Source organism: Microbispora sp. H11081 (assembly GCF_012999535.1).
Classification (GTDB): Bacteria; Actinomycetota; Actinomycetes; order Streptosporangiales; family Streptosporangiaceae; genus Microbispora.
Genome location: NZ_JABBWV010000006.1, coordinates 200,172 through 224,475, shown reverse-complemented (window position 1 = coordinate 224,475; position 24,304 = coordinate 200,172). Strand labels below are relative to the sequence as shown.

At 71.3% G+C, this 24,304-nt stretch carries 18 protein-coding genes; 13 read left to right on the top strand and 5 right to left on the bottom strand.

Features of this window, described 5'->3' with window-relative positions; translation table 11 throughout:
- Window positions 1-353: 353 nt before the first annotated feature.
- The 3 genes from HHX31_RS18045 to HHX31_RS18035 all read left to right on the top strand — a co-directional run bounded on the left by HHX31_RS18045 (window position 354) and on the right by HHX31_RS18035 (window position 6,193).
- Complete coding sequence (locus HHX31_RS18045) at window positions 354-1,502, top strand: sugar phosphate isomerase/epimerase (protein WP_169949452.1); 1,149 nt, start codon at window positions 354-356, stop codon at window positions 1,500-1,502.
- A 106-nt stretch (window positions 1,503-1,608) separates the two neighbouring features.
- Entirely contained in the window at window positions 1,609-4,926 is a 3,318-nt protein-coding gene (locus HHX31_RS18040) for a PQQ-dependent sugar dehydrogenase (RefSeq protein WP_211589869.1), read from the top strand.
- 145 nt (window positions 4,927-5,071) lie between these two features.
- Window positions 5,072-6,193 carry a DUF4349 domain-containing protein gene (locus HHX31_RS18035; protein ID WP_169949451.1) on the top strand — a complete coding sequence of 374 codons (1,122 nt, stop codon included), beginning with the start codon at window positions 5,072-5,074 and terminating at the stop codon, window positions 6,191-6,193.
- Window positions 6,194-6,261: 68 nt separating this feature from the next.
- On the opposite strand, the gene hemE is transcribed toward HHX31_RS18035, so the two are convergent.
- The gene (gene hemE, locus HHX31_RS18030; RefSeq protein WP_169949450.1) at window positions 6,262-7,299 is read right to left on the bottom strand and encodes a uroporphyrinogen decarboxylase; all 1,038 of its coding nucleotides are present in this window, start codon (window positions 7,297-7,299) and stop codon (window positions 6,262-6,264) included.
- 546 nt (window positions 7,300-7,845) lie between these two features.
- Between hemE and HHX31_RS18025 the strand changes: the two genes are divergently transcribed.
- The 5 genes from HHX31_RS18025 (at window position 7,846) to HHX31_RS18005 (ending at window position 11,362) form a co-directional block, all read left to right on the top strand.
- Window positions 7,846-8,442, top strand: coding sequence for a DUF3000 domain-containing protein (locus HHX31_RS18025; RefSeq protein ID WP_169949449.1), 597 nt, complete (start codon window positions 7,846-7,848; stop codon window positions 8,440-8,442).
- Between the two features lie 3 nt (window positions 8,443-8,445).
- Window positions 8,446-9,669 carry an HRDC domain-containing protein gene (locus tag HHX31_RS18020; RefSeq protein WP_169949448.1) on the top strand — a complete coding sequence of 408 codons (1,224 nt, stop codon included), beginning with the start codon at window positions 8,446-8,448 and terminating at the stop codon, window positions 9,667-9,669.
- Between the two features lie 22 nt (window positions 9,670-9,691).
- The gene (locus HHX31_RS18015) at window positions 9,692-10,066 is read left to right on the top strand and encodes a glyoxalase (protein WP_311931956.1); all 375 of its coding nucleotides are present in this window, start codon (window positions 9,692-9,694) and stop codon (window positions 10,064-10,066) included.
- Window positions 10,067-10,157: 91 nt separating this feature from the next.
- A complete protein-coding gene (locus HHX31_RS18010; protein ID WP_169949446.1) occupies window positions 10,158-10,727 on the top strand; it encodes an RNA polymerase sigma factor in 570 nt (189 codons plus the stop codon).
- Window positions 10,724-11,362, top strand: coding sequence for a hypothetical protein (locus tag HHX31_RS18005; protein WP_169949445.1), 639 nt, complete (start codon window positions 10,724-10,726; stop codon window positions 11,360-11,362). The genes HHX31_RS18010 and HHX31_RS18005 overlap by 4 nt, the downstream gene beginning before the upstream one ends.
- Window positions 11,363-11,467: 105 nt before the next feature.
- On the opposite strand, the gene HHX31_RS18000 is transcribed toward HHX31_RS18005, so the two are convergent.
- Window positions 11,468-13,915 (bottom strand): hypothetical protein, encoded by a 2,448-nt coding sequence (locus tag HHX31_RS18000; protein ID WP_169949444.1) that lies wholly within the window; start codon window positions 13,913-13,915, stop codon window positions 11,468-11,470.
- Window positions 13,916-14,196: 281 nt separating this feature from the next.
- On the opposite strand from HHX31_RS18000, the gene HHX31_RS35165 reads away from it, so the two are divergent.
- Entirely contained in the window at window positions 14,197-14,325 is a 129-nt protein-coding gene (locus tag HHX31_RS35165; RefSeq protein ID WP_283244533.1) for a hypothetical protein, read from the top strand.
- Between the two features lie 59 nt (window positions 14,326-14,384).
- Here the strand turns inward: HHX31_RS35165 and HHX31_RS17995 are convergent, their stop codons facing one another.
- Window positions 14,385-15,815: a serine hydrolase gene (locus HHX31_RS17995; RefSeq protein ID WP_169949443.1), complete on the bottom strand. Its 1,431-nt coding sequence runs from the start codon at window positions 15,813-15,815 to the stop codon at window positions 14,385-14,387.
- Between the two features lie 143 nt (window positions 15,816-15,958).
- On the opposite strand from HHX31_RS17995, the gene HHX31_RS17990 reads away from it, so the two are divergent.
- The 3 genes from HHX31_RS17990 (at window position 15,959) to HHX31_RS17980 (ending at window position 19,904) form a co-directional block, all read left to right on the top strand.
- Complete coding sequence (locus HHX31_RS17990; protein WP_169949442.1) at window positions 15,959-17,143, top strand: thiolase family protein; 1,185 nt, start codon at window positions 15,959-15,961, stop codon at window positions 17,141-17,143.
- Window positions 17,140-19,245, top strand: coding sequence for a 3-hydroxyacyl-CoA dehydrogenase NAD-binding domain-containing protein (locus tag HHX31_RS17985; protein ID WP_169949441.1), 2,106 nt, complete (start codon window positions 17,140-17,142; stop codon window positions 19,243-19,245). The genes HHX31_RS17990 and HHX31_RS17985 overlap by 4 nt, the downstream gene beginning before the upstream one ends.
- Before the next feature lie 326 nt (window positions 19,246-19,571).
- A complete protein-coding gene (locus tag HHX31_RS17980) occupies window positions 19,572-19,904 on the top strand; it encodes a DUF6247 family protein (protein WP_169949440.1) in 333 nt (110 codons plus the stop codon).
- Window positions 19,905-20,233: 329 nt separating this feature from the next.
- Here HHX31_RS17980 and HHX31_RS17975 read toward each other — a convergent pair whose 3' ends face one another.
- On the bottom strand, window positions 20,234-21,307 hold the full coding sequence (locus tag HHX31_RS17975) for an alkene reductase (protein ID WP_169949439.1): 1,074 nt from the start codon (window positions 21,305-21,307) through the stop codon (window positions 20,234-20,236).
- A 125-nt stretch (window positions 21,308-21,432) separates the two neighbouring features.
- Here HHX31_RS17975 and HHX31_RS17970 point away from each other — a divergent pair, with 125 nt between their 5' ends.
- Window positions 21,433-21,819 carry a MerR family transcriptional regulator gene (locus tag HHX31_RS17970; protein ID WP_169949438.1) on the top strand — a complete coding sequence of 129 codons (387 nt, stop codon included), beginning with the start codon at window positions 21,433-21,435 and terminating at the stop codon, window positions 21,817-21,819.
- Between the two features lie 62 nt (window positions 21,820-21,881).
- Here HHX31_RS17970 and HHX31_RS17965 read toward each other — a convergent pair whose 3' ends face one another.
- Window positions 21,882-24,092, bottom strand: coding sequence for an alpha/beta hydrolase-fold protein (locus HHX31_RS17965; RefSeq protein WP_169949437.1), 2,211 nt, complete (start codon window positions 24,090-24,092; stop codon window positions 21,882-21,884).
- Between the last annotated feature and the right edge of the window lie 212 nt (window positions 24,093-24,304).

Below are 24,304 nucleotides of genomic sequence, written 5' to 3'. Positions count from 1 at the left end.
TCGGGTATGAAGGATGACCCCGGAACATTCGGATACTAAGAGGCATCTTTCGTCGCTGACAAGAAAAAGTTTCTAACAGGCTACGGAAAGTTCAATCGCGCCGCTCCTGGAGCGTCAGCCCCGGCACCGACCGCCCGGGCACCCAGGGAGCGCCGCCGCGCGCCACCGCGCCCACGCTGCCTTTCCCTCTCCCTCACAGCCACTTTGTCCTGCGTGATAACAAAGTTAAAACGATCACGACCGAACTTCTTTCCAATGCGACAAAAGTGTCGTAGCTTGCTGGACAAGTGCACCAGCGGCCCAGCCGCGTCATCGGGGGATCACGTTCTTCAGGCAGATGGAGTTGGCAGACGATGAGTGTGTACGAAGAAGAGATGGAATCAGCGGGCAAGCTGGGGCGCCGGCTGGGGCTCAGCCGCCGGCAGCTGCTCGCCGCCACGACCGGCATGGCGGCGGCCGCCGCCATCACGGCCGCCGGCCCGATGAAGTCGGCCGCGCAGGCGGCGCCCTCGGGGCCGGGCCCGAACGGCCTCCTCATCCCGCCGCCGCGGCGCGGCATCATCCTTTACACGGTGCGCGACGCCATCTCCCGTGACCCCCTGTCCAGCAACCTCCCCTCCGGCTTCCGCGCCGTGTTCGAGGAGCTCGCCAGGATCGGCTACGCGCAGATCGAGTTCGCCGGCTACAGCCAGCACCCCAACGCCGAGGGCGGCGCCAGCCTGGAGAACGTCGAGGGCGCCAGGCTGCTGCGCAGCTGGCTGGACGACAACGGCCTGGTCGCCCAGGGCAACCACGGCTTCATCCCCAGCTCCTGGCCGCTGACCCAGGCCGACCTGGACCGCTTCAAGCTCCACCTGGAGATCGCCAACATCCTCGGCATGGGTCACGTGGGCACCGGCAGCGACCCGACCGGCACCGCGTACAAGGCCGACTGGGACCGGGCCGCGGAGAAGTGGAACGCGCTGGGCGAGCTCGCCACCGCCGCGGGCCTCAAGCTGTACACGCACAACCACGACGTGGCCTACAGCTTCCTGCTCGACAGCGGCCCGCTCGACGCCCAGGGCCGGCCCACCCGCTCCTCCGGCATCCGCCGCCTGGAGTACTTCCTCCAGATCACCGATCCCAAGCACGTGTGGCTCGAGATGGACATCTACTGGGCCCACGTCGCGCAGTACAAGCACAAGACCTTCACCGCGCCCGACGGGTCCACCCAGACGCAGATCTTCGACCCGCTCGCCGTCGTGCGCGCGCAGACCAAGCGGTTCCCGCTGTTCCACGCCAAGGACGGCAAGATCAACACCGGCACGGCCAACGGCTACGACATGGTTCCGTTCGGCACCGGCGACATCGACTACGCCAAGTTCTTCCGCGGCATGGGCGCCAAGGGCTACCACCACCCGATGTACGAGCAGGACACCGCGCCCGGCGGCAACGCCAACCCCGCGCAGTCGCTGCAGTACGCGGCGCTGAGCTACGACAACATGTCCGCTCTGCGCGGCTGACGACTTCGACGAGTAGGGCGGACCGCCACGCGTTTGACCCGTTCCAGCGGCACGCGGCGGTCCACCTTTCCCCCTGCCACCCCCTGACAGAAGAGGCGCAGCAGAGTTGAATCGTACTACTCGCACATTCATCGGCGGGCTCGCCGTCGCCCTGGCACTGCCGTTCACGGCGGCGCTCACCGCCGCACCCGCGCAGGCGCACGAAGACGCGCTGCACTGGGAGAACTACGAGAAGGTCACGCTCACCAAGGACGTCGGCGAGCCGATCGACATGGCGATCCTGCCGGACGGCCGTGTCCTGCACACCGCCCGCAACGGCGACATCCGGATGACCGACCCGGCCTCCGGCGTGACCAAGATCATTAACAAGCTCGACGTCTACAACAACTCGGAAGACGGCCTGCAGACGATCGGCGTCGACCCCGGCTTCGCGAGCAACAAGTGGGTCTACGTCTACTACGCGCCCAAGACGATGACCGCGCCGTATCCGGCGACCACTCCGACGGGCTCGGCGCCCAACTCCCTGCCGGCCGGCGCGGACGAGTCCTACTGGGACCAGTGGAAGGGCTACAACCAGCTCTCCCGGTTCAAGTGGGACGGCGACAAGCTCGACCTGTCCACCGAGCAGGTCATCATCAAGGTCGAGACCAACCGCGGCCAGTGCTGCCACGTCGCCGGCGACTTCGACTGGGACGACGAGGGCAACCTCTACCTGGCCACCGGTGACAACACCCCGGCCAGCACGCCCGGCGCCAGCGGCATGGCTCCCAACAACGACGCGCCCGGGATGAACCCCGGCTTCGACGCGCGGCGCGGCGCGGGCAACTCCAACGACCTGCGCGGCAAGATCCTGCGGATCAAGGTGCAGGAGGACGGCTCCTACACGATCCCCGAGGGCAACTTGTTCCCGGAGGGCACGGCCAAGACCCGGCCGGAGATCTTCGTCATGGGCGCGCGGAACCCGTTCCGCATCGACGTCGACTCGGCGACCGGGACGGTGTCGTGGGGCGACTACGGCCCGGACGCCGGCGCCGCCAACCCCGACCGCGGCCCCATGGGCTACGTCGAGTGGAACGTCACCCCGATCACCAAGCCGATCAACGCCGGCTGGCCGTACTGCCACGGCGGCAACTTCAACTACAACAACTGGGACTACGCGACCTCGAAGCCGCGTGAGTGGTTCGACTGCGACGCGGGCCCGGCGAACACCTCCCGGTGGAACACCGGCCTGGCCCAACTGCCGCCCGCGGTTCCCGCCGACCTGTACTACGGCGACCGCGCGGCCGACCAGCCCGCGGAGTGGGCCGGGCTGACCGAGTGGGATGCGCAGGGCGGCCAGGGCCCGATGGGTGGTCCGGTCTACCACTACGACGCCGACAACCCCTCGCCCATCAAGTTCCCCGCGTACTGGGACAAGAAGTTCTTCTTCGCGGAGTTCTCCCAGGACTACCTGGCGGCGTTCACGGTGACGGGCTCCGACGGGCCGGTGACCAAGCTCGAGCACTTCCTGCCGAACGCCGAGCTGACCAAGATGGCGATGCCCATCACGGACAACCCGATCGACATCGAGTTCGGCCCCGACGGCGCGCTGTACGTGCTCGACTACGGCGACGGCTTCTTCCGCGCCAACCCCGACTCGGGCCTCTACCGCATCGACTACTCGCCCGGCAACAAGGCCCCGCAGGCGAAGATCACCGTGGACAAGACGTCGGGCAGCAACGCGCCGCTCACCGTCGAGTTCAGCGGCGCCAAGTCCACCGACGCCGAGCCCGGCGCCCTGACCTACCAGTGGGACTTCGACGGCAACGGCTCCTTCGACGCCACGGGCGTGACGGCGACCCACACCTACACCGAGCGCGGGCAGTACACCGCCCGGCTCCGCGTCACCGACGCGGGCGGCAGGTACGGTCTCGCCACCATCGAGATCACCGTCGGCAACACCGCCCCCGTGGTCAGCATCGAGACTCCCGGTGACGGCAGTTTCATCGACTGGGGCAACGCGGTTCCGCTGACGGTCAAGGTGACCGACGCGGAGGACGGCGACAACCCGACCTGCAGCCGGGTGCAGTGGACCTTCGGACTCGGCCACGACACGCACGCCCACCCGATCACCACCGGCACGGGCTGCACCGTCACCTGGGCGACCCCGGCCGACGCTCCCGAGCACGGCGTGACCGAGAACATCTTCGGCGTCGTCGTGGTCAGCTACCGCGACAACGGCGCCAGCGGCATCCCCGGCGCCTCCAGCGACGCGAGCTTGATCCTCAACCCCAAGCTCATGCAGGCCGAGCACGGGGACGACAGCGAGGGCGTCACCAAGACCCAGGACGAGACCGCCTCTGGGCTCAGCAAGATCACCTCGTTCGACGCGGGCGACTACATCGCCTACGACCCGGTCAACTTCGCCGGCATCACCGCGGTGAAGACCCAGGCCAGCGGCGCGGGCACCCTGTCGCTGCGCTGGAACTCGGCGACCGCGACCCCGTTCGCGACCGTCGCGATCCCGGCCGGCTCGGGCTGGCAGACGGTGACCACCCCCCTGTCGAACGCCCCCACCGGCACCGGCAAGCTCTACGTCACCTCCACGGGCGGCGTGGACGTGGACGCGTTCACGTTCGTGGGCGACGGCGTCGCCGACAAGACCCCGCCGACCGTGACCGCCACCCTCAACCCGGCCCAGCCGACCGGTGAGAACGGCTGGTACCAGGGCAACGTGTCGATGACGGTCACCGCGACCGACAACGGCACGGTGGCGAGCCGGCAGTACTCGGTCAACGGCGGCACCACCTGGGCGAACGCCAACAACGCGGTGACGCTGAGCACCGAGGGCACCACCGAGGTGCGCTACCGCGCGACCGACAGCGCCGGCAACGTCTCGCAGATCGGCACCATCACGGTGAAGATCGACAAGGCCGCGCCCGCGCTGACCGTGAGCGGTGTCGAGCCCGGCGACTACGGCAACTCGGCCTCGATCACGCCGGTGTTCTCCGCCACGGACGCCACGTCCGGGGTGGCGAGCGTGACCGCCGCGATCGGCGACCTGCAGGTCACCTCGGGTGAGCCGCTCCCGCTCTGGAAGCTGCCGCTCGGCGAGAACGAGCTGGTCGTGACCGCCAAGGACAACGCGGGCCACGTCACGGAGAAGAAGTCGGCCTTCACGGTCACGACCTCCTTCGACGACCTGGACGCCCTGCTCGAGGCCTTCCAGGCCGCCGGCACCGTGACGAGCAACACGGGCAACGTCCTGATCGCCCAGTTCGACCAGGCGGTCAAGGAGGCAGGCAAGGGCAAGAAGGACGACGCGATCAAGGCCCTGGAGCGGTTCGTCGGATTCGCCGGCGACACCAACCGGGTGACCGACCCGGCCGTCGCCGCCGCGCTCATCCGCGCCGCCGAGGGGATGATCGAGCAGCTGCGCGACTAGCAAGACGTCCCGTGGGTTCCGGCCCGGCCCGGCCGGAACCCACGGGATCCCATCCCGGCGAGGCGCCGGCGAACACGGCGGCATCGTGACGCCATCGTGATCGCCGGCGCCGAACTCCGCCCGCCGGGGATCCGATGTAGTGGGTATGAAGCGAATCCGGTACAGCGCGACGGCCCTGGCGGCCGTCGCTTTTCTGTTGACGGGTTGCGGCGGCTCGGCTGACCTGTCGAGCGGCGGGGCGGCCGACAGCGCCCCCGCACCCGCGGCACAGGCCGCGGAGCCCGCCACTGCCAGGGCTCAGGATCAGAGCGCGGAGCGGGGAAGCGACGCCGACGGCGGAAGCGGCGGGCAGCGGAAACTCAGGATCGACCCCACCGAGCGCGCGATCATCTACCAGGCCGAGGTCACCGTCGAGGCCAAGGACGTCACCGCGGCGGCCGACCGGGCGAAGGCGATCGTGACAGGCGCGGGCGGGTACGTCGCCGAGGAGCGCGGGGAGTACGCCTCCCGGGGCGACCTGTCGGTGCTCACCTTCAAGGTGCCCCCGGCCCGTTACGCCGACGTGCTGGCCCAACTCGGACGCGACCTCGGCAAACGCAGGTCGATGCGGCAGAACGCGCAGGACGTCACCGAGGAGGTCGCCGACGTCGCCAGCCGGGTGAAGTCGGCCGAGGCCACGCTCGGGCAGTTCCGCACGCTGCTGACCAAGGCGAACAAGATCGGCGAGATCCTGGAGATCGAGCGGGAGATCGCCAACCGCGAGGCCGAACTCGAGTCGCTGCAGGCCAGGCAGAAGGCGCTGGAGGCGCAGACCGGCATGGCCACCGTCACCCTCACCCTCGTGCTCCCGCCGGAGCGCTCGGCCACGAACACGGGGAAGGAGGACCCGTCCGGCTTCCTCGGCGGGCTGCGGACCGGATGGAACGCCCTCACCACGTCGACCGTGGTCGCGCTGACCGTGCTGGGCGCCCTGCTGCCCTGGCTCGTCGTGGCCGCGCTGGTGTGGCTGGCCGTACGGACAGTCGTGCGCCGGATGCGCCGCCGCACCGGTCCGCCGCCGGGTGCCGTGTCACCAGGAGCCGTGCCACCCGGTCCCGTACCACCGGGAGCCATGCCACCGGGAGCCATGCCACCGGGCCCCGTGCCGCAAGGACACGGGCCCGGCTCCCCCGTGGGCGCTCCGGTCCCCGTGGCGCCGCACGGGCCGGGAGGCGAGCCCACGGGACCGCCCGTGACGCGCTCACCGGACTCTGACGACGCCCCCTGACGGCACCGACGCGGCGATGCTTTCGGCCCGCGCCGAGGCGCGGGCCGGGAGCACGCGGAGGCGGGACCTCATCGGGCCGACGACTCGTGGACGAAGTCGGTGAGGCGGGCGAGCTGGTCGGGGTCGGTCGAGGGAAGCACGCCGTGGCCGAGGTTGAACACGTGTCCCTCGGCCACGCGGCCGCGTTCGAGCACGTCCCTGGCCCGCCGCTCGACGACCTCCCAGGGCGCCAGCAGGATCGCGGGGTCGAGGTTGCCCTGCAGTGCCTTGCCCGCGCCCACGCGGAGCGCCGCCTCGTCGAGCGGCACCCGCCAGTCGACGCCCACCACGTCGGCGCCGGCCTCGCCCATGATGCCGAGCAGCTCGCCGGTGCCGACGCCGAAGTGGATCCGCGGCACGCCGAGATCCGCGAGACCGGCGAAGATCCTGCTGGTGTGCGGCAGGACGTACGAGCGGTAGTCCTGCGGCGCGACCGCGCCCACCCACGAGTCGAAGAGCTGGACGGCCGAGGCGCCCGCCGCCACCTGGACGCGCAGGAAGGCGAGCGTGATCGCGCCGAGCCGCTCCATCAGCTCGTGCCACAGCTCGGGCTCGCCGTACATCATGGCCTTGGTGCGGTCGTGGTTCTTGGAGGGGCCGCCCTCGATCAGATACGACGCGAGCGTGAAGGGCCCTCCGGCGAAGCCGATCAGCGGGGTCCCGCCCAGCTCCCCCGTGAGCGCGCCGATCGCCTCGGTCACGTACGGGACGTCGTCCGGCTCCAGGGGGCGCAGGACCTCCATGCCGGACTTGTCGCGGATGGGGCTCCCGACGACGGGGCCGACGCCCGGCTTGATGTCGAGGTCGACGCCGATGGCCTTGAGCGGCACCACGATGTCGCTGAAGAAGATCGCCGCGTCCGTGCCGTACCTGCGGACCGGCTGCATGGTGATCTCGACCACGAGGTCGGGCGTGGCGCAGGCGGTCAGCATCTCGACGCCCGCGCGCACCCTGCGGTACTCGGGCAGCGACCGCCCGGCCTGGCGCATGTACCACACCGGCGTGTGCGGAACGGGCTGGCGCCGGCAGGCGCGGATGAAAGCGGAATCGGCGAGCTGGGGTTTCACGGCACCAGCCTGCCATGTCCCACAGCCGCCCGGCGCCCGGACCCACTACCTGGGGTTCCAGAACGACGCGAGAAAGGCCGCTGATCGCGTAAGGTGAATCCCATCCCCTCCCGTGAGTCATCTCACAGCTCGGCAATGTGTTCGCCAATCGGCCATCCGGCATCGATTCCAATACCACTTTCGAGACACGCCGAGTGCGATGCGGGGAAATGTCGCCGGGACGTGCCAACGTCGGATCAGTCCCGAGCGACCGCCACGACCGTGGATCCGACGAGAGGCCCCGGAGCGATGACTTCGATGTGGAGTTCCCCCGAACGCCGCACTGAGCACTGTGCCGGCAGTGACGCCGCGCGCCCCGCCCGCCCGAGTCGCGCGGCACGCGCGACGGGACCGCGCGACCGCCGGGATCGCACGATCGGACGCGCCCCGGCACGCACGTCCGGCCCCGTGACGGCTCGACTGGCGGCGACGGTGTGACGACCTGCGATGCCCCCCACAGCCACCCCCCTGCTTCGCGCTCTCCCGAATCCGACCTACTCTTCCGTCATGACCCTCGGTGAACCGCCGGCGCCTCCAGCCGCCTTCAGGCGTGCGCTGGAGACGCTGCGCCCTGCCGGGGTACGGCCGGAGATCGAGCTGGAGGACATTCCCGCACCCCAGCGGCTCGCGCCGTACTCCGGAGCGGTCGGGGCGTCCGTGTACCGTGAGGACGACGAACTCGCCGTCGGCCGTCTGATCATGCTGTTCGACCCCGAGGGCCAGCGCGGCTGGGAGGGACCGTTCCGCCTCGTCGCCTACGTACGCGCCGACATGGAGCCGGAGATGACCACCGACCCACTGCTGGGGCCGGTGGCATGGAGCTGGCTGACCGAGGCGCTCGACGCCCACGGCGCGCGGTACGCCGCGGTGGGCGGCACGGTCACCCGCGCCGTCTCCGAGGGGTTCGGCGGCAAGGCGGACGACCCCGTCACCACCGAGATCGAGCTACGCGCCTCGTGGTCCCCGCTCGACGAGGATTTGTCGCCGCACGCGGCCGCGTGGTGCGACCTCATGTGCCTGGCCGCGGGCATCCCCCCATTGCCGCCCGACGTCGCGACGCTGCATCCGCGTCCCGCCCGCCGAGATGATCCGAAAGTTCCGTAGCCCGTGACAGAACCCGTAGTCCAGCCATTGTTGGAGCCGCGTGAGGGCATCCCGCCGGTCATCGAGGACTCCGCCGCGCTCGCGGCAGCCGTGGACGCCTTCGCCCGCGGGACGGGACCGGTCGCCGTCGACGCCGAGCGCGCCTCCGGATACCGCTACAGCGGCCGCGCCTACCTGGTGCAGGTGCGCCGGGCCGGCGCGGGCACCGCGCTGATCGACCCCGTCGCCTGCCGAGACCTGTCCGCGCTGGACGAGGCCGTGAGCGACGCCGAGGTCGTCCTGCACGCCGCGAACCAGGACCTGCCGTGCCTGGCCGAAGTGGGCTTCCGCCCGCGGCGGCTGTTCGACACCGAGCTGGCCGGGCGGCTGCTCGGCTATGAGCGGGTGGGCCTCGGGACCATGGTCGAGCTCGTCCTCGGCCTCCGGCTGGAGAAGGGGCACTCCGCGGCCGACTGGTCGACCCGCCCGCTGCCGGAGGCCTGGCTGCGTTACGCGGCGCTCGACGTGGAGGTGCTGGTCGAGCTGCGCGACGTCCTGCACGCGGAGCTGACCGCCACCGGCAAGCTGGGCTGGGCGATGGAGGAGTTCGCGGCGATCCTGGCCGCCCCCGCGCTTCCCCCGCGCACCGACCCGTGGCGGCGCACCTCGGGCATCCACCGCGTGCGCACGCTGCGCGGGCTCGCGGTGGTGCGGGAGCTGTGGACGCTGCGCGACCAGGTCGCGCGGGAGGCCGACCTCGCGCCCGGACGGGTGCTGCCCGACTCGGCGATCGTCCAGGCCGCCCTCGACCAGCCGCGCACGACCAAGGCCCTCACCGAGATCACCCAGTTCGTCGGCCGCAGCGCCCGCCGCCACCTCAACGACTGGCTGGCGGCGGTGAACCGGGCCCGCACGATGCCGGAGGAGTCCCTGCCGCAGCCCGTGGGGCCGGGCGACGGCCCTCCCCCGGCCAACCGGTGGGCCGACAGGGACCCCGCCGCCGCCAAGCGCCTCGCCGCGGCGCGGGCCGTCGTGGCCGCGCTCGCCGACGAGCACCGCATGCCGACGGAGAACCTGCTCCAGCCCGACGCCGTACGCAGGCTGACCTGGGAGCCGCCGACGCCGATCAGCGAGGAGACGATCGGCGACCGGCTGCGCGAGCTGGGCGCGCGTGACTGGCAGCTCGGCCTGACCGTGCATCCGCTGACCAAGGCGCTCGAACGGCTGGAGATCAAGGGCGAGGTCTGACATGCGGAGATGCGGCCCGGACGTGGAGCCCCCCTTCGCCTACGTCCTTCACCACGTGCAGCTCGCCATCCCGCCCGGCGTGGAGGACGACTGCCGCGGCTTCTACGTGGGCCTGCTCGGCATGACCGAGATCGGCAAGCCCCCCGCGCTCGCCGCGCGCGGCGGCCTGTGGGTGCGGGCCGGTGCCCTGGAGATCCACCTCGGTGTGGAGGAGGACTTCCGCCCCGCGCGCAAGGCGCACCCGGGCATCCTGGTGACCGGCCTGGACGACCTCGCCGCGCGTCTGGAGACCGCCGGAGTCGAGGTCGCCTGGGATCCGCACTTCCCCGGCCATCGTCGCTTCTACGCCCACGACAACGTCGGCAACCGGCTCGAGTTCCTTTCCCCGGAGACCTGACCGGCGCGTACGACCGGCGATTGGAAATGAAGCATTTCGGCCTGGCTCGGTAAGTACAGGTGACCGCAGCCGCCAGGAAAGGCCGAGATGCATGACAACTACCCGCGAAGTCGTCGCGGCGGATGATGCGACTCTCATCGGGAGATCGCTGCACGAGCCGGAGGTCTTCGCCGTCCTGTTCGACCGGCACGCACCACTCCTCCACCGCTATGTGACCAGGCGGCTGGGGCCCGGCGAGGCGGAGGACGTCGTGGCCGACACCTTCCTGGCCGCCTTCCAGAGCCGGGACGGCTACGACCTGGGCCGCCCCGACGCCCGCCCGTGGCTGTACGGCATCGCCTCCAACATGATCGGGAAACGGCGGCGCGCCGAGGCCGGTCTCTACCGCGCGTACCTCCGCAGCGGCGTCCACCCGGGGGAGATACCGGGCGCGCAGGTGGAGGACGGAGTCAACACCCTGGCCGTCAACCGGCCGCTGGCGCGGGCCCTGCTGCGGCTCAAACGGGCCGACCGCGACGTGCTGCTGCTCGTCGCCTGGGCCGGGCTGAGCTACCAGGAGGTCGCCGAGGCGCTCGCCATCCCCCAGGGCACGGTCGCCTCGCGGCTCAACCGGGCCCGCAACCAGATTCGCCGGGATCTACCAGAAGGAGAACGGCAGTGAACGCGCTCACCAGCATGTGGCAGGCCGTACCCGCGGCCTCGCAGGACGACCTCGCCGGGGCCAGACGGCGGCTGCTGGAGGGGATGCACGCCCCGCGGCCCGTCCTCGCCACCTCCCGGCGGCGGGTCGTCACCGCTCCCCGGCTGCTGATCGCGGCCGGCGTCGCGGCGGCGGCCGTCACCGCGCCGCTGGTCGCCGGCGGCGGGACCCCGGCGTACGCCGTGACGGAGAACCCCGACGGCACGATCACGGTGGCTCTCAACGAGATGCGCGACCCGGAGGGCCTGCGGGCCGATCTGGCGGCGGCCGGTGTCACGGCCGACGTGTCGTTCCTGGCGCCGCACACGCGGTGCGCCGACTCCCGGTTCGAGGGCGTGGACCCTTCGTACGGGTCGCGGGGCCACTCGGAGGCGCGGTTGCGGAAGGGCGTGGAACGGTGGCGCTCGTTCGAGGCGGCCCAGGTGGTCGACGTCCGCGAGATCAGGATCCGGCCGGAGTTCATCCGGCCGGGCGAGACGCTCGTCCTGGAGTTCCGCGACAACCAGGACGCGCGGCGGCCCTGGCGGCTCGGCGCCTGGCTGGCCAGGACCGGCTCGCCCGTGAAGCCCTGCGCACCCGTCCCTGACGCCGGCTGAACCCGCCCGCGCCTTCCCCGGTACGGCCGGAGGCTCCCGGACGTACGCGACCGGCGGTGGCCGGCGTACGTCCGGGAGCCTCCTCTCGCTGCAGGGGCGTCGTGATCAGACCGCGTCGTCGTCGTTCACGACGAGCCGGGTGAAGCCGCCGCCGATCGTCGCGTTGACCGGCACCGAGGCGACCACCTGGTAGGACTGCGGCGCGGACGCCACCGCGGTGTCGCCGGCGATCGGCACCTGGAAGGCCGCCTGGACCGACCCCGCCGGGATGACGACCTCCTGCGCCGCCGAGGCGACCACCGGGGCGGCCCCGGTCGCGATCGTCTGGATCTGGACGGTCACCGGCGTGACGCTCTTCCTCGACAGCCGCACCGTCATCGTGGCCGTGCCCGGGCCGTCGCCCTCGTCCACGGTGACGCCCTCCACCGACACCTGCGGCAGCCTTTCGGTGCGGGCCTCACCCGCGGCCGCCGTGGTGAACGCGAGATCGGCGAGGTAGACCGCCCCCTGCTGGCCGGCGCCCGAGATCCGGATCTCGCTGATCTGCTGCGGCTTGACGCCGGTGAGCGAGCTCAGCGGGACGCGCACCGTGCGCAGCCAGGTCTTGGGCAGCGGCGAGGCCGTGCCGGGGAACGCCGTGAGCGCGTCGCTGATCTCGGACACCTTGACCGTCTGGGACGCGCCGTGCTTGTCGACGATCGTGACCGCGAGGTCCACGTCACCGGTCGCCGTCTCGTCCCTCGCGGCGCGGAAGGTGAGCGCGTCATAGCGGGAGACGTTCTGGTCCCGCTTGTCGAGCGGCACCGTCACCGTGCCCGTGGGGTCGTTCCAGGAGAACCGCAGCACCGGCGTCGAGGCGACGTTGCCCGCGTACGTCGCGGGCGTCCAGGACGGCGCCTGCGCGGTGGTCAGCCTGGAGGCGCAGGACGGCAGGCCGCTCTGCGGCGAGCGGTCGAGCATCCCGGCGCAGACGACCGCGGTGGCCGAGCCGGAGACCCGCGTGGACGGCGCGAGCGAGGTGAAGGAGGCCACGTCGAGGCGCTTGCCGGTGGGTGCCTGGGCGACGGCGTGCACGACGGCCCGCCCGGCGGAGGCGGGGATGGCGCCGCTGCCGTCGAACAGCGGCATCAGGCCCCGCTCACCGCCCTGCACCAGGCGGAAGAAGCCCGCGATGTACGCGGTGCCGACGGCGTACTGCTCGGCGGCGGTCAGCCGCGACGGCGCGGTGCCGCCGCAGACCGGGTCGTTGCGGTTCGACCAGTCGTCGGACGCGGGCGCGTGCGCCACGCCCGGGGTCCACTCGGTGTTGAAGAAGTTGTGGTCGGCGCCCATGACCATGAGCGAGGAGCGGAAGGCCGGGTCGTCGTCCACGGCGTACCGGGAGTCGTCGTAGAAGTGCTGGCCCTGCTGGTTGGAGACGTCCCCGTCGCAGTAGGGCAGGATGACGGCCATCGGCGTGCCGGGCAGGGTCGCCCGCGCGAAGTCCGTCGGCGCGAGCGGGAGCACCGCCCTGATCCCGTACGGCCTGGGCCGGCCCGCGTTCATCAGCGCGGCCTTGACGACGCCCTCGCCTCCGCGCGAGTGGCCCATCAGGCCGACGTCGGCCATGTCGAGGCGGCCCTTGAACAGGCTCACCAGCTTCGCGTCGCCCACTCCCCTGTCGGCGTCGGCGAGGAGGTCGAGGTGACGCATCACGACCTCGCCCCGGGCGAGGGCGCCCCGGTCCTCGCTGTAGGGGTTGTCGGCGGCGTTGACGCCGTTGGCGCTGACCGACACGACGACGTAGCCGTTGCTCGCGAGCACGTCGGCGGGGCCGTCGTAGCCCGCGTAGCTGGCGATGGGCTGCTGCCCCGCCGGACAGGGCCACTGCGTGTTGGACGACGTCCAGGCCGTCGGGTTGTAGCAGGCCGAGTGGCGGCCGTGCAGGAAGACGACCAGCGGGCGCTTGCCGCGGGCACCTTCCGGCAGGTAGACCTTCGCCCGGATCTCGGCCTGACGGCCTCCGAGCCCCTCCAAGGTGATGGCGGTGTCGCCGAGGTCGTACTCGTCGTGGGTCACGGCGTACGGACCGGGCGTGGCGGGGTCGACGGGCCCGGAACCCGGCTTGACGGGAGGCTTGAGCGGCGGCTTGGCCGGCGGATCGGCGGGCGGCTTGGGGGGCGTCGGCGCGGCCTTGCCGAGGGCCGCGGCGACGGTCTCGGGCACCTCTCCGTTCCAGGCCACCTCGACGGACGCCGCCGTGGCGACGGAGGGGTCGGGGGTGACGAGGGTGAGAGTCATGCCGTCGGGAGACTCCTCGGCCGGGCCGAGCGACCGGCCGTCCGCCGCGAGCTCCGGGACGGCGGCGCGGACCGGCAGCGGCGTCTTGAGATGAAGGGTGACCCGGTGGCCGCCGCCCACGGGTTCCACGGTCCAGGTGCCGTCCGGGCCCGCCGAGGCGGCCGGGCCGGGCGGCTCCGCGTACGCGGGTCCCGCGAGGAGGGGGGTGGACAGGGTCGCGGCCGTCACGGCCGCGGCGAGCGCCTTGGTCAAGGCGCGCACAGGGGAGCGCATTGGTTCATCTCCGAGTGCAATGCCCCAAGAAATCCGCTTGCGAGAGCTAGAGGAGTGATTCCTGAGGTTTGAGGGGTTACATCCCGAATAAGATCGCGATCGGGGACATGCACTGATTCGCGCCAGTTTCTGATCAGTTAACGATCAATCACAGGCTCGGCGGAAGCACCGTTCGGGGCCGTCCGGAACTCGCGCCGGAGCCGCGCTCGCCGACGAGCACCGCATGCCGACGAGAACCTGCTCCAGCCCGACTCCGTACGCAGGCTGACCTGGGAGCCGCGGTGCCGATCACCGAGGAGACCGCAGCCGACCGGCTGCGCGAGCCGGGTGTGCGCAAGTGGCAGATGAGCCTGACCGTCCACCCGCTGACCAAGGCGCTCGAACGGCTGGAGATCAAAGGCGAGGTGTGAACTGCGGGGTCACGGCCCGGACGCCGAGTCCCTCGTCGGCGACCGCCCGGAGTTCCGCGTCACGCGACGTCGGGCCGTGTCATCAGCGGCGACCACAGGTGAACCGCCAGGCTGGGGCCGGTCAGGGGCACGATGTTCCACGTCGCCACCGCTGTCCCCGCGTCGGCGTCGACCACCAGCCGGACCCGGTGCGGGGTGGTGATGACGTAAAGCTCGGCGACGAACGTGCCGCCCTGCCAGGCGCCGGCCGCGACGACGGGGCGGCCGAGCGGTGAGCTCTCCCGCCATTCGCCGTGGCCGACCTCGACGTCGAGGAACGACCCGAACCGCAGGAGCCATCCGCCGTCCACGGGATCGACGATCACCGTGGTCCCGTCGGGCAGAGCCGAATCCCCGGCGGAGGCGCCGAGCCTCGCCTTGACGGCACGCTCCGGGACGGCCGAACCCGGCACCGGCGCCAATGACAGCCGCCGCAGCCGATCGGCGAGGATCTCGTCGTCCCCGGCGCTTTCCGCGCGGTCCATGCCGGGCATCAGGCACTCCCACATCGCGTCGAACACGGTCTGCGCCTGCCTGTGGGCGCCGGTCACGACGACCACGAGATCATGCGACGGGACGACCACGCACTGCTGGCCGAAGGAGCCGTCACCGTGGTATCCGTGCCGCGACATCCAGAACTGGTAACCGTAACCGCACAGGTAGTCGGCGTTCCCCGATCCGTCCTCGAACGGCAGGGTGTCGATGTGCCGCCTGGTGGCGAGTTCCACCCATTCGCGCGACACGAGCCGCCGGTCGCCCCAGAGCCCTCCGCGCAGCAGCAGTTCGCCGAAGGCGGCCACGGCCTCGGTCGTGAGGTGCAGTCCGTGGAATCCGAAGGCGGCACCGCTCGCCACCCGGTCCCATTCGGCGTGGTCGATGCCCATCGGCGTGAAGAGGCGCTCGTCGAGCAGTTCCGGGAGGCCGCGGCCCGTGACCCGCTCCACCATCCGGGCCAGGATGAAGGTGGTCGAATTGTCGTAGGTGTGCCGAGTGCCCTCGGCCTGGGCGAACGGTACGCGCAGGAAGCCCTTCACCAGGTCGCCCGGTTCCAGTCGCCAGGCCTCGGCGAGGCTGTCCGTACCGTGCCCGCACGTCATGGACAGCAGGTGGTGAACAGTGAGGCGGCGTCCCTGCTCCGAGAGGTCGGCCGGAACGTGGTCGGGCAACACGTCCACCACCCGGTCGTCCGGCGAGAGCAGCCCGTCGGCGATCGCGAGCCCCACCGCGACCGAGGTGAACGACTTGGTCAGCGAGTAGAGAAGGTGCGGGCGTTCGGCCGAGTACGGCGCCCACCAGCCTTCGGCGACGACGTGACCGTGGCGTACGACCATGAGGGAGTGACACTCGACGGATCGCGCTTCGAGCCGGTCGATCAGCGCGGCGATCGAACGGGACGAGATCCCCGAGGCGGCCGGTGTCGAGCGCGGCAGCAGGGGGCGCTGCGCAGCCATTCGGGCACCCTAACAACTCCGCCCGATCGTGTTGATCGATTTTTCGCCGGTGGACGATCATTCAAAGGCCCCACCGATCCAGAACCGGTTACCGACCAGTAGCATGGGATGCCGGAAGCTACCGACAAGTAGGAGCGAACCCCGTGCCTGCGTCCCGTGAAGTCGTCTTCGTCGACGGCGTTCGGACGCCTTTCGGCAAGTCGGGCCCCAAGGGCCTGTACGCCGAGACGCGTGCCGACGACCTGGTTGTCCGCGTCATCCGCGAGCTGATGCGGCGCAACCCCGGCCTCCCCCCGGAGCGGGTGGACGAGGTGGCCGTCGCGGCCACCACCCAGATCGGCGACCAGGGCCTGACCATCGGCAGGTCCGCGGCGGTGCTCGCCGGCCTGCCGAAGTCGGTCCCCGGCTACGCCATCGACCGCATGTGCGCCGGCGCGATGACCGCCGTGACGACGGTGGCGGGCGGCATCTCCTTCGGCGCGTACGACGTGGCCATCGCCGGCGGCGTCGAGCACATGGGCCGCCACCCCATGGGCGAAGGAGTCGACCCCAACCCCCGGTTCCTGTCCGAGCAGCTCGTCGACGGCTCGGCACTGGTCATGGGCATGACCGCGGAGAACCTGCACGACCGCTACCCGTCCATCACCAAGGACCGCGCCGACGCCTTCGCCGTGGCGTCCCAGGAGAAGGTCGCCAAGGCCTACGCCGACGGCAAGATCCAGCGCGACCTGGTGCCGATGGCCACCCGCAAGGCCGCCGAGGGCTGGGGACTGGCCACCGCGGACGAGGGGCCGCGCCCCGGCACGACGCTGGAGGGCCTGCGCACGCTCAAGACGCCGTTCCGCGCGCACGGCCGGGTCACCGCGGGCAACGCCTCCGGCATCAACGACGGCGCGACCGGCTGCATCGTGGCCGCCGAGGACGTCGCGCGGGAACTGGGCCTGACCCCGCGCATGCGGCTGGTGTCCTACGCGTTCGCCGGCGTCGACCCCGAGGTCATGGGCGTCGGCCCGATCCCCTCCACCGAGCGCGCGCTGCGCCTCGCCGGGCTGTCCATCGGCGACATCGGCCTGTTCGAGATCAACGAGGCGTTCGCCGTACAGGTGCTGGCCTTCCTCGAACACTTCGGCATCGCCGACGACGACCCCCGGGTGAACCCGTACGGCGGCGCGATCGCCTTCGGCCACCCGCTGGCCTCCTCCGGCGTGCGGCTGATGACGCAGCTGTCGCGCGAGTTCGCCGAGCAGCCGGACGTCCGGTACGGGATCACCACGATGTGCGTCGGCATGGGCATGGGCGGCACGGTCATCTGGGAGAACCTCGCATGAGCACGATCGAGACCAGCAGGGCCCTCCTGGAGGGCAAGAACGCCGACGAGGTCGTGACCAAGGCGCTCGTGCGCGACGTCGAACTGCCGTACGGCGCGGGCACGATGGCGCTGATCACGCTCGACAACGGCCTCGACCACACCAAGCCGAACACCTTCGGCCCGCGCGGCCTGCTCGCGCTGAACGACGTGCTCGACGCGGTCGCGGCCAGATCCGACCTGGCGGCCGTCGGCGTCGTCGGCAAGCCGTTCATCTTCGCCGTCGGGGCCGACCTCAACGGCGCCGCGGCGGTGTCCTCCCGCGAGGAGGCGCTGGCCATCGGGCGGCTCGGGCACCACGTGTTCCGCCGTCTGGGCGAGCTGGACGTGCCGTCGTTCGCGTTCGTCAACGGCGCGGCGATGGGCGGCGGGCTGGAGATCGCCCTGCACTGCACCTACCGCACCGTGTCGTCCGGCGTCCCGGCGATCGCGCTGCCCGAGTGCTTCCTCGGCCTGGTGCCCGGCTGGGGCGGCACCCAGCTTCTCCCCCGCCTGGTCGGCCCGGAGAAGGCGCTCAAGCTCGTCATCGAGAACCCGCTGTCGCAGAACCGCATGATCAAGGGCCGCGACGCGTACGCGCTCGGGGTCGCCGACGCGATGTTCGAGCCCGCCGACTTCCTGGAGGAGTCGCTGCGGTGGGCGGCCCAGGTGCTGCGCGGCGAGGTGACCGTCGAGCGGCCCGACCACGCCGCGGAGGACTGGACGCCGGTGATCGACCAGGCCAGGACCCTCGTCGACCTCAAGCTGCGGGGCGCCTCCCCCGCGCCCTACCGGGCGCTCGACCTCATGGCCCTGGCCCGTACGGCGTCGCGCGACGAGGGCTTCGCCGCGGAGGACGAGGCGCTGGCCGACCTGCTCATGGGCGACGAACTGCGGGCGGGGCTGTACGCCTTCGACCTGGTGCAGCGGCGGGCCAAGCGGCCGGCCGGCGCGCCGGACAGGTCGCTGGCCCGTCCGGTCACCAAGGTCGGCGTGGTGGGCGCGGGGCTGATGGCCTCGCAGCTCGCGCTGCTGTTCGCCCGCCGCCTGGAGGTCCCGGTCGTGCTGACCGACCTCGACCAGGCCCGGCTCGACAAGGGCGTCGGCTACGTCCACGCCGAGGTGGACAAGCTGCTGGGCAAGGGCCGGATCTCCGCCGACCAGGCCAACCGGCTGAAGGGGCTGGTGACCGGGTCGCTGACCAAGGACGCCTTCGCCGACGCCGACTTCGTGATCGAGGCGGTGTTCGAGGACCTCGGCGTGAAGCGGAAGGTGTTCGCCGAGGTCGAGGAGGTCGTCTCCGAGACCTGCGTGCTCGCCACCAACACCTCCTCGCTGTCGGTCACCGACATGGCGGCCGGGCTGCGGCACCCGGAGCGGGTGGTCGGGTTCCACTTCTTCAACCCGGTCGCGGTGCTGCCGCTGCTGGAGATCGTCCGCGGCGACGCCACCGACGACGCGACGCTGGCCACGGCCTTCGCGGTCGGCAAGTCGCTGAAGAAGTCGTGCGTGCTGGTCAAGGACGCCCCCGCGTTCGTCGTCAACCGGCTGCTGACCCGCTTCATGGGCGAGGTCACCGCGGCCGCCGACGAGGGCACCCCGCTGGAGGTGGCCGACCACGCGGTCGACTCGCTCGGCCTGCCGATGACGCCGTTCGCGCTGCTCCAGCTCGTCGGCCCCGCCGTCGCGCTGCACGTCGCCGAGACCATGCACGCGGCGTTCCCCGACCGCTTCGGCGTCTCGGAGAACCTCGCCAAGCTGGTCGCGGCGGGCAAGCCCGGCCTCTACGGCCCGGACTTCCAGATCGACCCGGAGGCGCGGGCGCTGTTCGAGGGCGGCTCGTCCCCCTCGACCGCCGACGAGGTGCGGCTGCGCGCGCTGCGGGCCCTCGCCCAGGAGATCAGGCTCATGCTCGACGAGGGCGTGGTCGCCGCGCCGCAGGACATCGACCTGTGCATGATCCTCGGCGCGGGCTGGCCGTTCCACACCGGCGGCATCACGCCGTACCTCGACAGGACGGGCATCTCCGAGGAGGTCACCGGCTCCCGCTTCCTGGAGCCGGGCGTCGCCTCCGTACCGGCCTGACACACGGGTGAGAACGGCCCGGGCCCTGCTACAGGGGCGGCCCGGGCCGACACCCGAATGCCGTCCGGCGGCCCTGCCGCGTGCGGACGGCTTTCCTGAGCCTTCCGCCACGGACCCGCGAACCACGAAGACCGCGGATCCACCAAAGCCCTTCATCCAGGGCCGCGCGGAACACCCGGTCCCGCACCACCGGACCTCACCCGGGCCGCCGCGCCACACCCGGCGCGGCGGCCCGGCGTCACGAGTGGCGGCGGCATTCCTGCTCTGCCAGGCCGGAAGATGTCGTCCCTTCTCTGTACGCTCTATAAGCGGGAAGGGAGCAGGCCATGACAGCGCAACCGCACGACTTCGTGTCCGGCGAGACGCCGTTGCCGGAGAAGAACCTGCGGGCCATACGCGCCGCGTTGATCATCTCTCAGGACCGCGAGGCGTTCGACGCAGGGCTGAAGGCGGTGCTCGACGAGGTCAGGGTCGACCTGGACCTGGGTGCGCTGAACGCCTTCATACACCGGTGGTGGATCTCCGCCTGCGACTCGGTGCGCGATCCCGAGGGCCGCCGGCGGATGCACGAGCGGGCCGAACAGGTCCTTGCCGGCGGACCCCGTTCCGAGGGGAAGCCGTGGCGCGAGATTCTCGCCGCTCGCGGGATCGATGTGTAGGTGTACAAGCTCGCCCTCGATCCCATAGCCGAAGAGCAGATCGCAGCTGTAGAGACCAGCAGGCGGACATGGTTCGTGTCCAGGAGCCATTCCTCGGTGAGGCGTTCGCCCGTGATGCGCTCAGCCAGGGCCAGGGCGGCGGCCTGGCGGGCAAGCGGCTCGTTCCCGGCCGTGGACGCGACGGGCACCGCATGCGCCGGGCGAGCCGCAAGCGCGGCGAGGACGGCCTTCTACTCGGCCCTCCAGAAGCTCCTGAGCCGGAAACACCGGGCCGCGAAGCGAGCCGCCGCGCCACACCCGGCGCGGCGGCCCTGGACGCCCAGGAGGGTTCAGGCCGCGTGGCGGTAGGCGGGGTAGGTGAGATAGCCCGCGTCGCCGCCCTGATACCAGGTGGACTCGTCGTCCGGCGCGATGGGGAGCCCCTGGCGCAGCCGCTCCACGAGGTCGGGGTTGGCGATGAACGCGCGGCCGAAGCTGATCAGGTCGGCGCCGAGCGCCAGCCAGTGATCGGCCGCCGCCTTGTCCGCCTTCCGGGGACCCATCGGGAGGACCGGGTTGACGACGAGCGTGCCGGGCCATGCCTTGCGGAGTTCGACGAGCACGTCCTCGTCCGTAGTGGCCTCAAGGTGAATGTAGGCCAGGTCCAGGGGGGCCAGCTCGGCGAGCAGCGCGCCGTACAGCTCGGGGACGTCGCTCTCCTCCGCGCCCCAGAAGGCCGCGCCCGGCGATAGCCGGATGCCCGTACGGTCGCCTCCCACCGCCTCGGCCGTCGCCGTCACGGCCTCCACGGCGAAGCGGATGCGGCCCGCGATCGACCCGCCGTAGGCGTCGGTGCGCAGGTTGGCGGTGCTCGACAGGAACTGGGAGATGAGATATCCGTTCGCGCCGTGCAGTTCCACGCCGTCGAAGCCGGCGTCGACGGCCCTGAGCGCGGCCCGCGCGTAGGACAGGGCGTGTTCGGGCACCTCGGCGGTCTCCAGCGCCCTCGGCACGGGCGGTGGCTTGGGTCCTGACGGGGTGAACACCTCACCGGGAGCGGGGACGGCCGACGGGCCCACCGGCCGCGTCCCCGTGGTGTCGGGGTGGGATACGCGGCCCCCGTGCATGAGCTGGGCGAAGACGCGACCGCCGTTGGCGTGGACCGCGTCGGTGACCGGCCGCCACGACGCGACCTGCTCGTCGGTGTGCAGCCCCGGAGTGCCCGGGTTGGACTGCCCCACGAGGCTCGGCTGCACTCCTTCCGTCACGATGAGCCCGGCGGTGGCGCGCTGGGCGTAGTAGGCCGCCATCGACGGTGTCGCCAGGCCGCCCGCTGCGGCGCGGACCCGGGTCATCGGGGCCATCACCACACGGTTGGGCAGGGTCAGCGCGCCGAGCCGGTAGCGGTCGAAGAGGGTCGTCATTTCTGGACGCCTTTCGGAGTTCTCTGCGATGGGCGTGCCCGCCGGCTGGACACGCGACTACGCTAAGACCTGACATTGACGTCAGATGCAAGCGTTTGAGGCGAGATTTTCCGGAAGGAGGCGCGATGCGGATTGGCGAGTTGGCGTCGCAGGCGGGGGTGAGCGTCCGCTCCCTGCGCTACTACGAGGAGCAGGGCCTGCTCACGAGCACGCGCAGCCCGAGCGGCCAGCGCCACTACACCGAGGACGAGGTCGAGCGGGTGCGGCTCATCCAGCGCCTGTACGGCGCGGGGTTGTCGAGCCGTACGATCGCCGAGGTCATGCCGTGCGTCGACACGCCGAGCGAGCGCAACTCCGACGAGGCGTTCGAGCGGCTGGTCCAGGAGCGTGACCGGATCAGCCGGCACATCGACGAGCTCGCCCAGGCCCGCACCGCCCTCGACCTGATCATCGCCACCAACCGCGCCCACCGCGCCCGCAGCGCCGATCATGCCCACCTGACGCGCGGCTGACCTCGGACAGCACGCCACGACCCTCCCGCGCACGCACGGGAGGGCCGCCGCGTAGACCGGGGTCAGCGCTTGAACAGGCGCGGCGCCAGGTCGATGAGGTTCTTCTGCCACACGTCCCAGCCGTGCGGCCCGGGGGTGACCCCGTCGAACTCATAGCGGATGCCGAGATCGTTCAGCGTGGTCAGCGACCCCATGAAGAACGGCTGCACGAAGTCGGTCTGGTCGCCGACGTACAGGCGCAGCATCTTCGTCCCGCTGTTGATCGCCGCCGCGTCGACCCCGGCGCCGTCGCCGAACCAGGCCGAGAACGCCGCGACGTAGGCGAACCGGCCCGGGTACGCCTTGAGCACCCCGAGCGTCTGCACGCCGCCCATCGAGAGACCGGCGAGCGCCTGCTGCGACGGGTCGCTTGAGATGTTGTAGCGGGCGCGGGCGGCCGGGACGATGTTCTCCAGCAGTTCCTTGTTGAAATCGGGCACGTTGCCGTTGCCCATCACGACGACCATCGGCACCAGATCCCCGTCGAGGAACTGGTGGTCGAGGATCTGCTTGGCTCGGCCCATCTCGACCCAGTCCGTGTAGCTCTGGCCGCTGCCGTGCTGGAGGTAGAGGACGGGATAGGGCTCGGCGCGCTCGGCGTCGTAGCCGGGCGGGGTCCACACCAGCGCGGTCCTGTCCTGGTTCGCCACCGTGCTCGGGTACGTCAGGCTCTCGACCTTCCCGCCCTGACCGGCAGGAACGTCGGACAGCAGGCGCGACCTCTCACCCGGGATGAAGAAGGAGCTCCAGTTGGGCTCGGAGGTCACCTTCGTGGGGTTCGAGGTGTCCTTGAACGCGACCCGGTCCACGATCCACTGGTAGTAGTAGAACCACGGGTCCAGCGGACCCACGGTCACCCGCCACCGGTCCCCCGCACGGGACATCGGAATGCGCAGCCAGCTTCCGCCGGGAGCGTCGTTCGCCCACACCGTGACGTGCTTGGCGTCCTTGAAGTCCGTCGTGGTCTCGAAGGTGACGAAACCGTCCCGCACGAACGGCGTCGGGGTGGTGCCTGCCGCCGGTGGCTTGAACTCGCCCTTCAGCGGCCCGTGCCCGGCGCTCGGACCATGCTCCGGCGTCGTGCGGAACAGCCGCGGCAGGAAATCGGCCAGGTTCTCCTGCCAGGCGGTCCAGTTCGCCCCGCCGTCCGGGTTGACCCCGTCGAACTCGTACGTGACGTGCGCGCGGTCCAGCGCCTTCGTCAGGCGGACCGTCGCGTTGTACGCGGGATCGGTCACGTTCCCGGTGTAAAGCCGCAGCAGCTTGACACCGGGGTTCGGCCCGGGGCCGGGCTTCCCGCCGGCGACTTCCGTGAGGAGGCCGGAGAACGACCCGGCGTACGCGAACTCGCCCGGCTTGGCCAGCGCGGCGCGCAACGCCTGCGACCCGCCCTCCGCCACCCCGGCGATCGCCTGGTGCGCCGGATCGCGCAGCACCCGGTAGTTGTCCGCGACCGCCTTGCGCAGGTCCTTCAACTCCCCGTCGCGGGCCGGTCCGCCCCCGCCGATCACGACCACCATCGGCTCGATGGAGCCCTGGGCCGAGAGGTTGTCGAGGATCTGATGGGCCCTGCCGAGGTCCAGCCAGTCGGTGGCGCTCTGTCCCTCGCCGGACCGCAGGAACAGCACCGGATAACCCTTGGGATCCTTCGGCCCCTTGGGACCGGCCGGGCCCTTGGGGTCCTTGGCCCGGTAGCCCGGCGGCGTCCACACCAGCGCCGACCGCTCCTGCTTGCCCGCCCGGTAGGTCAGGGTCTCGACGCTGCCACCCTGCCCCTGCGGCACGTCCGCCAGCAGACGCGCGGAATCACCCGCGACGAGGAACGTGCTCCACAGGGGCTTGGACGCCACGCCGGCGCCGTTCGTCGGATCCTTCAGACCCTTGGTGTCGTCACCCGTGACCTGATAGGAGTACAGCCCCGGCTTGAGCGGGCCGAGCGCCCCCCACCAGACGTCGCCCCTGCGGGTCAGGCCGTACTCCGCCCAGGCGGACGAGGGGCCGAAGTTCCCCTCGACCATCACCTCCGACACCGGGCCGACCTCGGCCTCGACGGAGGCCGCCGGGATGCTGATCGACACGTAGCCGTCGTCGGAAACGGTCAGCCACGGCGTGTCCGCCGCCGCCGGCCGCGGCGCCGACGACACCGCCGCGATCGCCATGGCCCCGACGGCGACCACCGCCGAGAGCCGGCGCACGCCCCTGGGGTGCGGGCCGCCGTGCTGGAACAACGTCATTCCGAAACCCCCTTGATGACCGGCAGTGGCCGCCCCGGCCAACCGGCCCGACTCATCCGGTGAATGTGCCGCGAATTCCGCGCCCGACCCTCCCCTGCCATGGGGTGCATTCGCCGTCTTTTCGCGGCGAGCGTTACCGGTCGCGATTTCACCAAGTCAAGGTAATTGATACCCTTTGGCGGCACAAGCCCCGTCTCGGCGTCTCGGCCCGC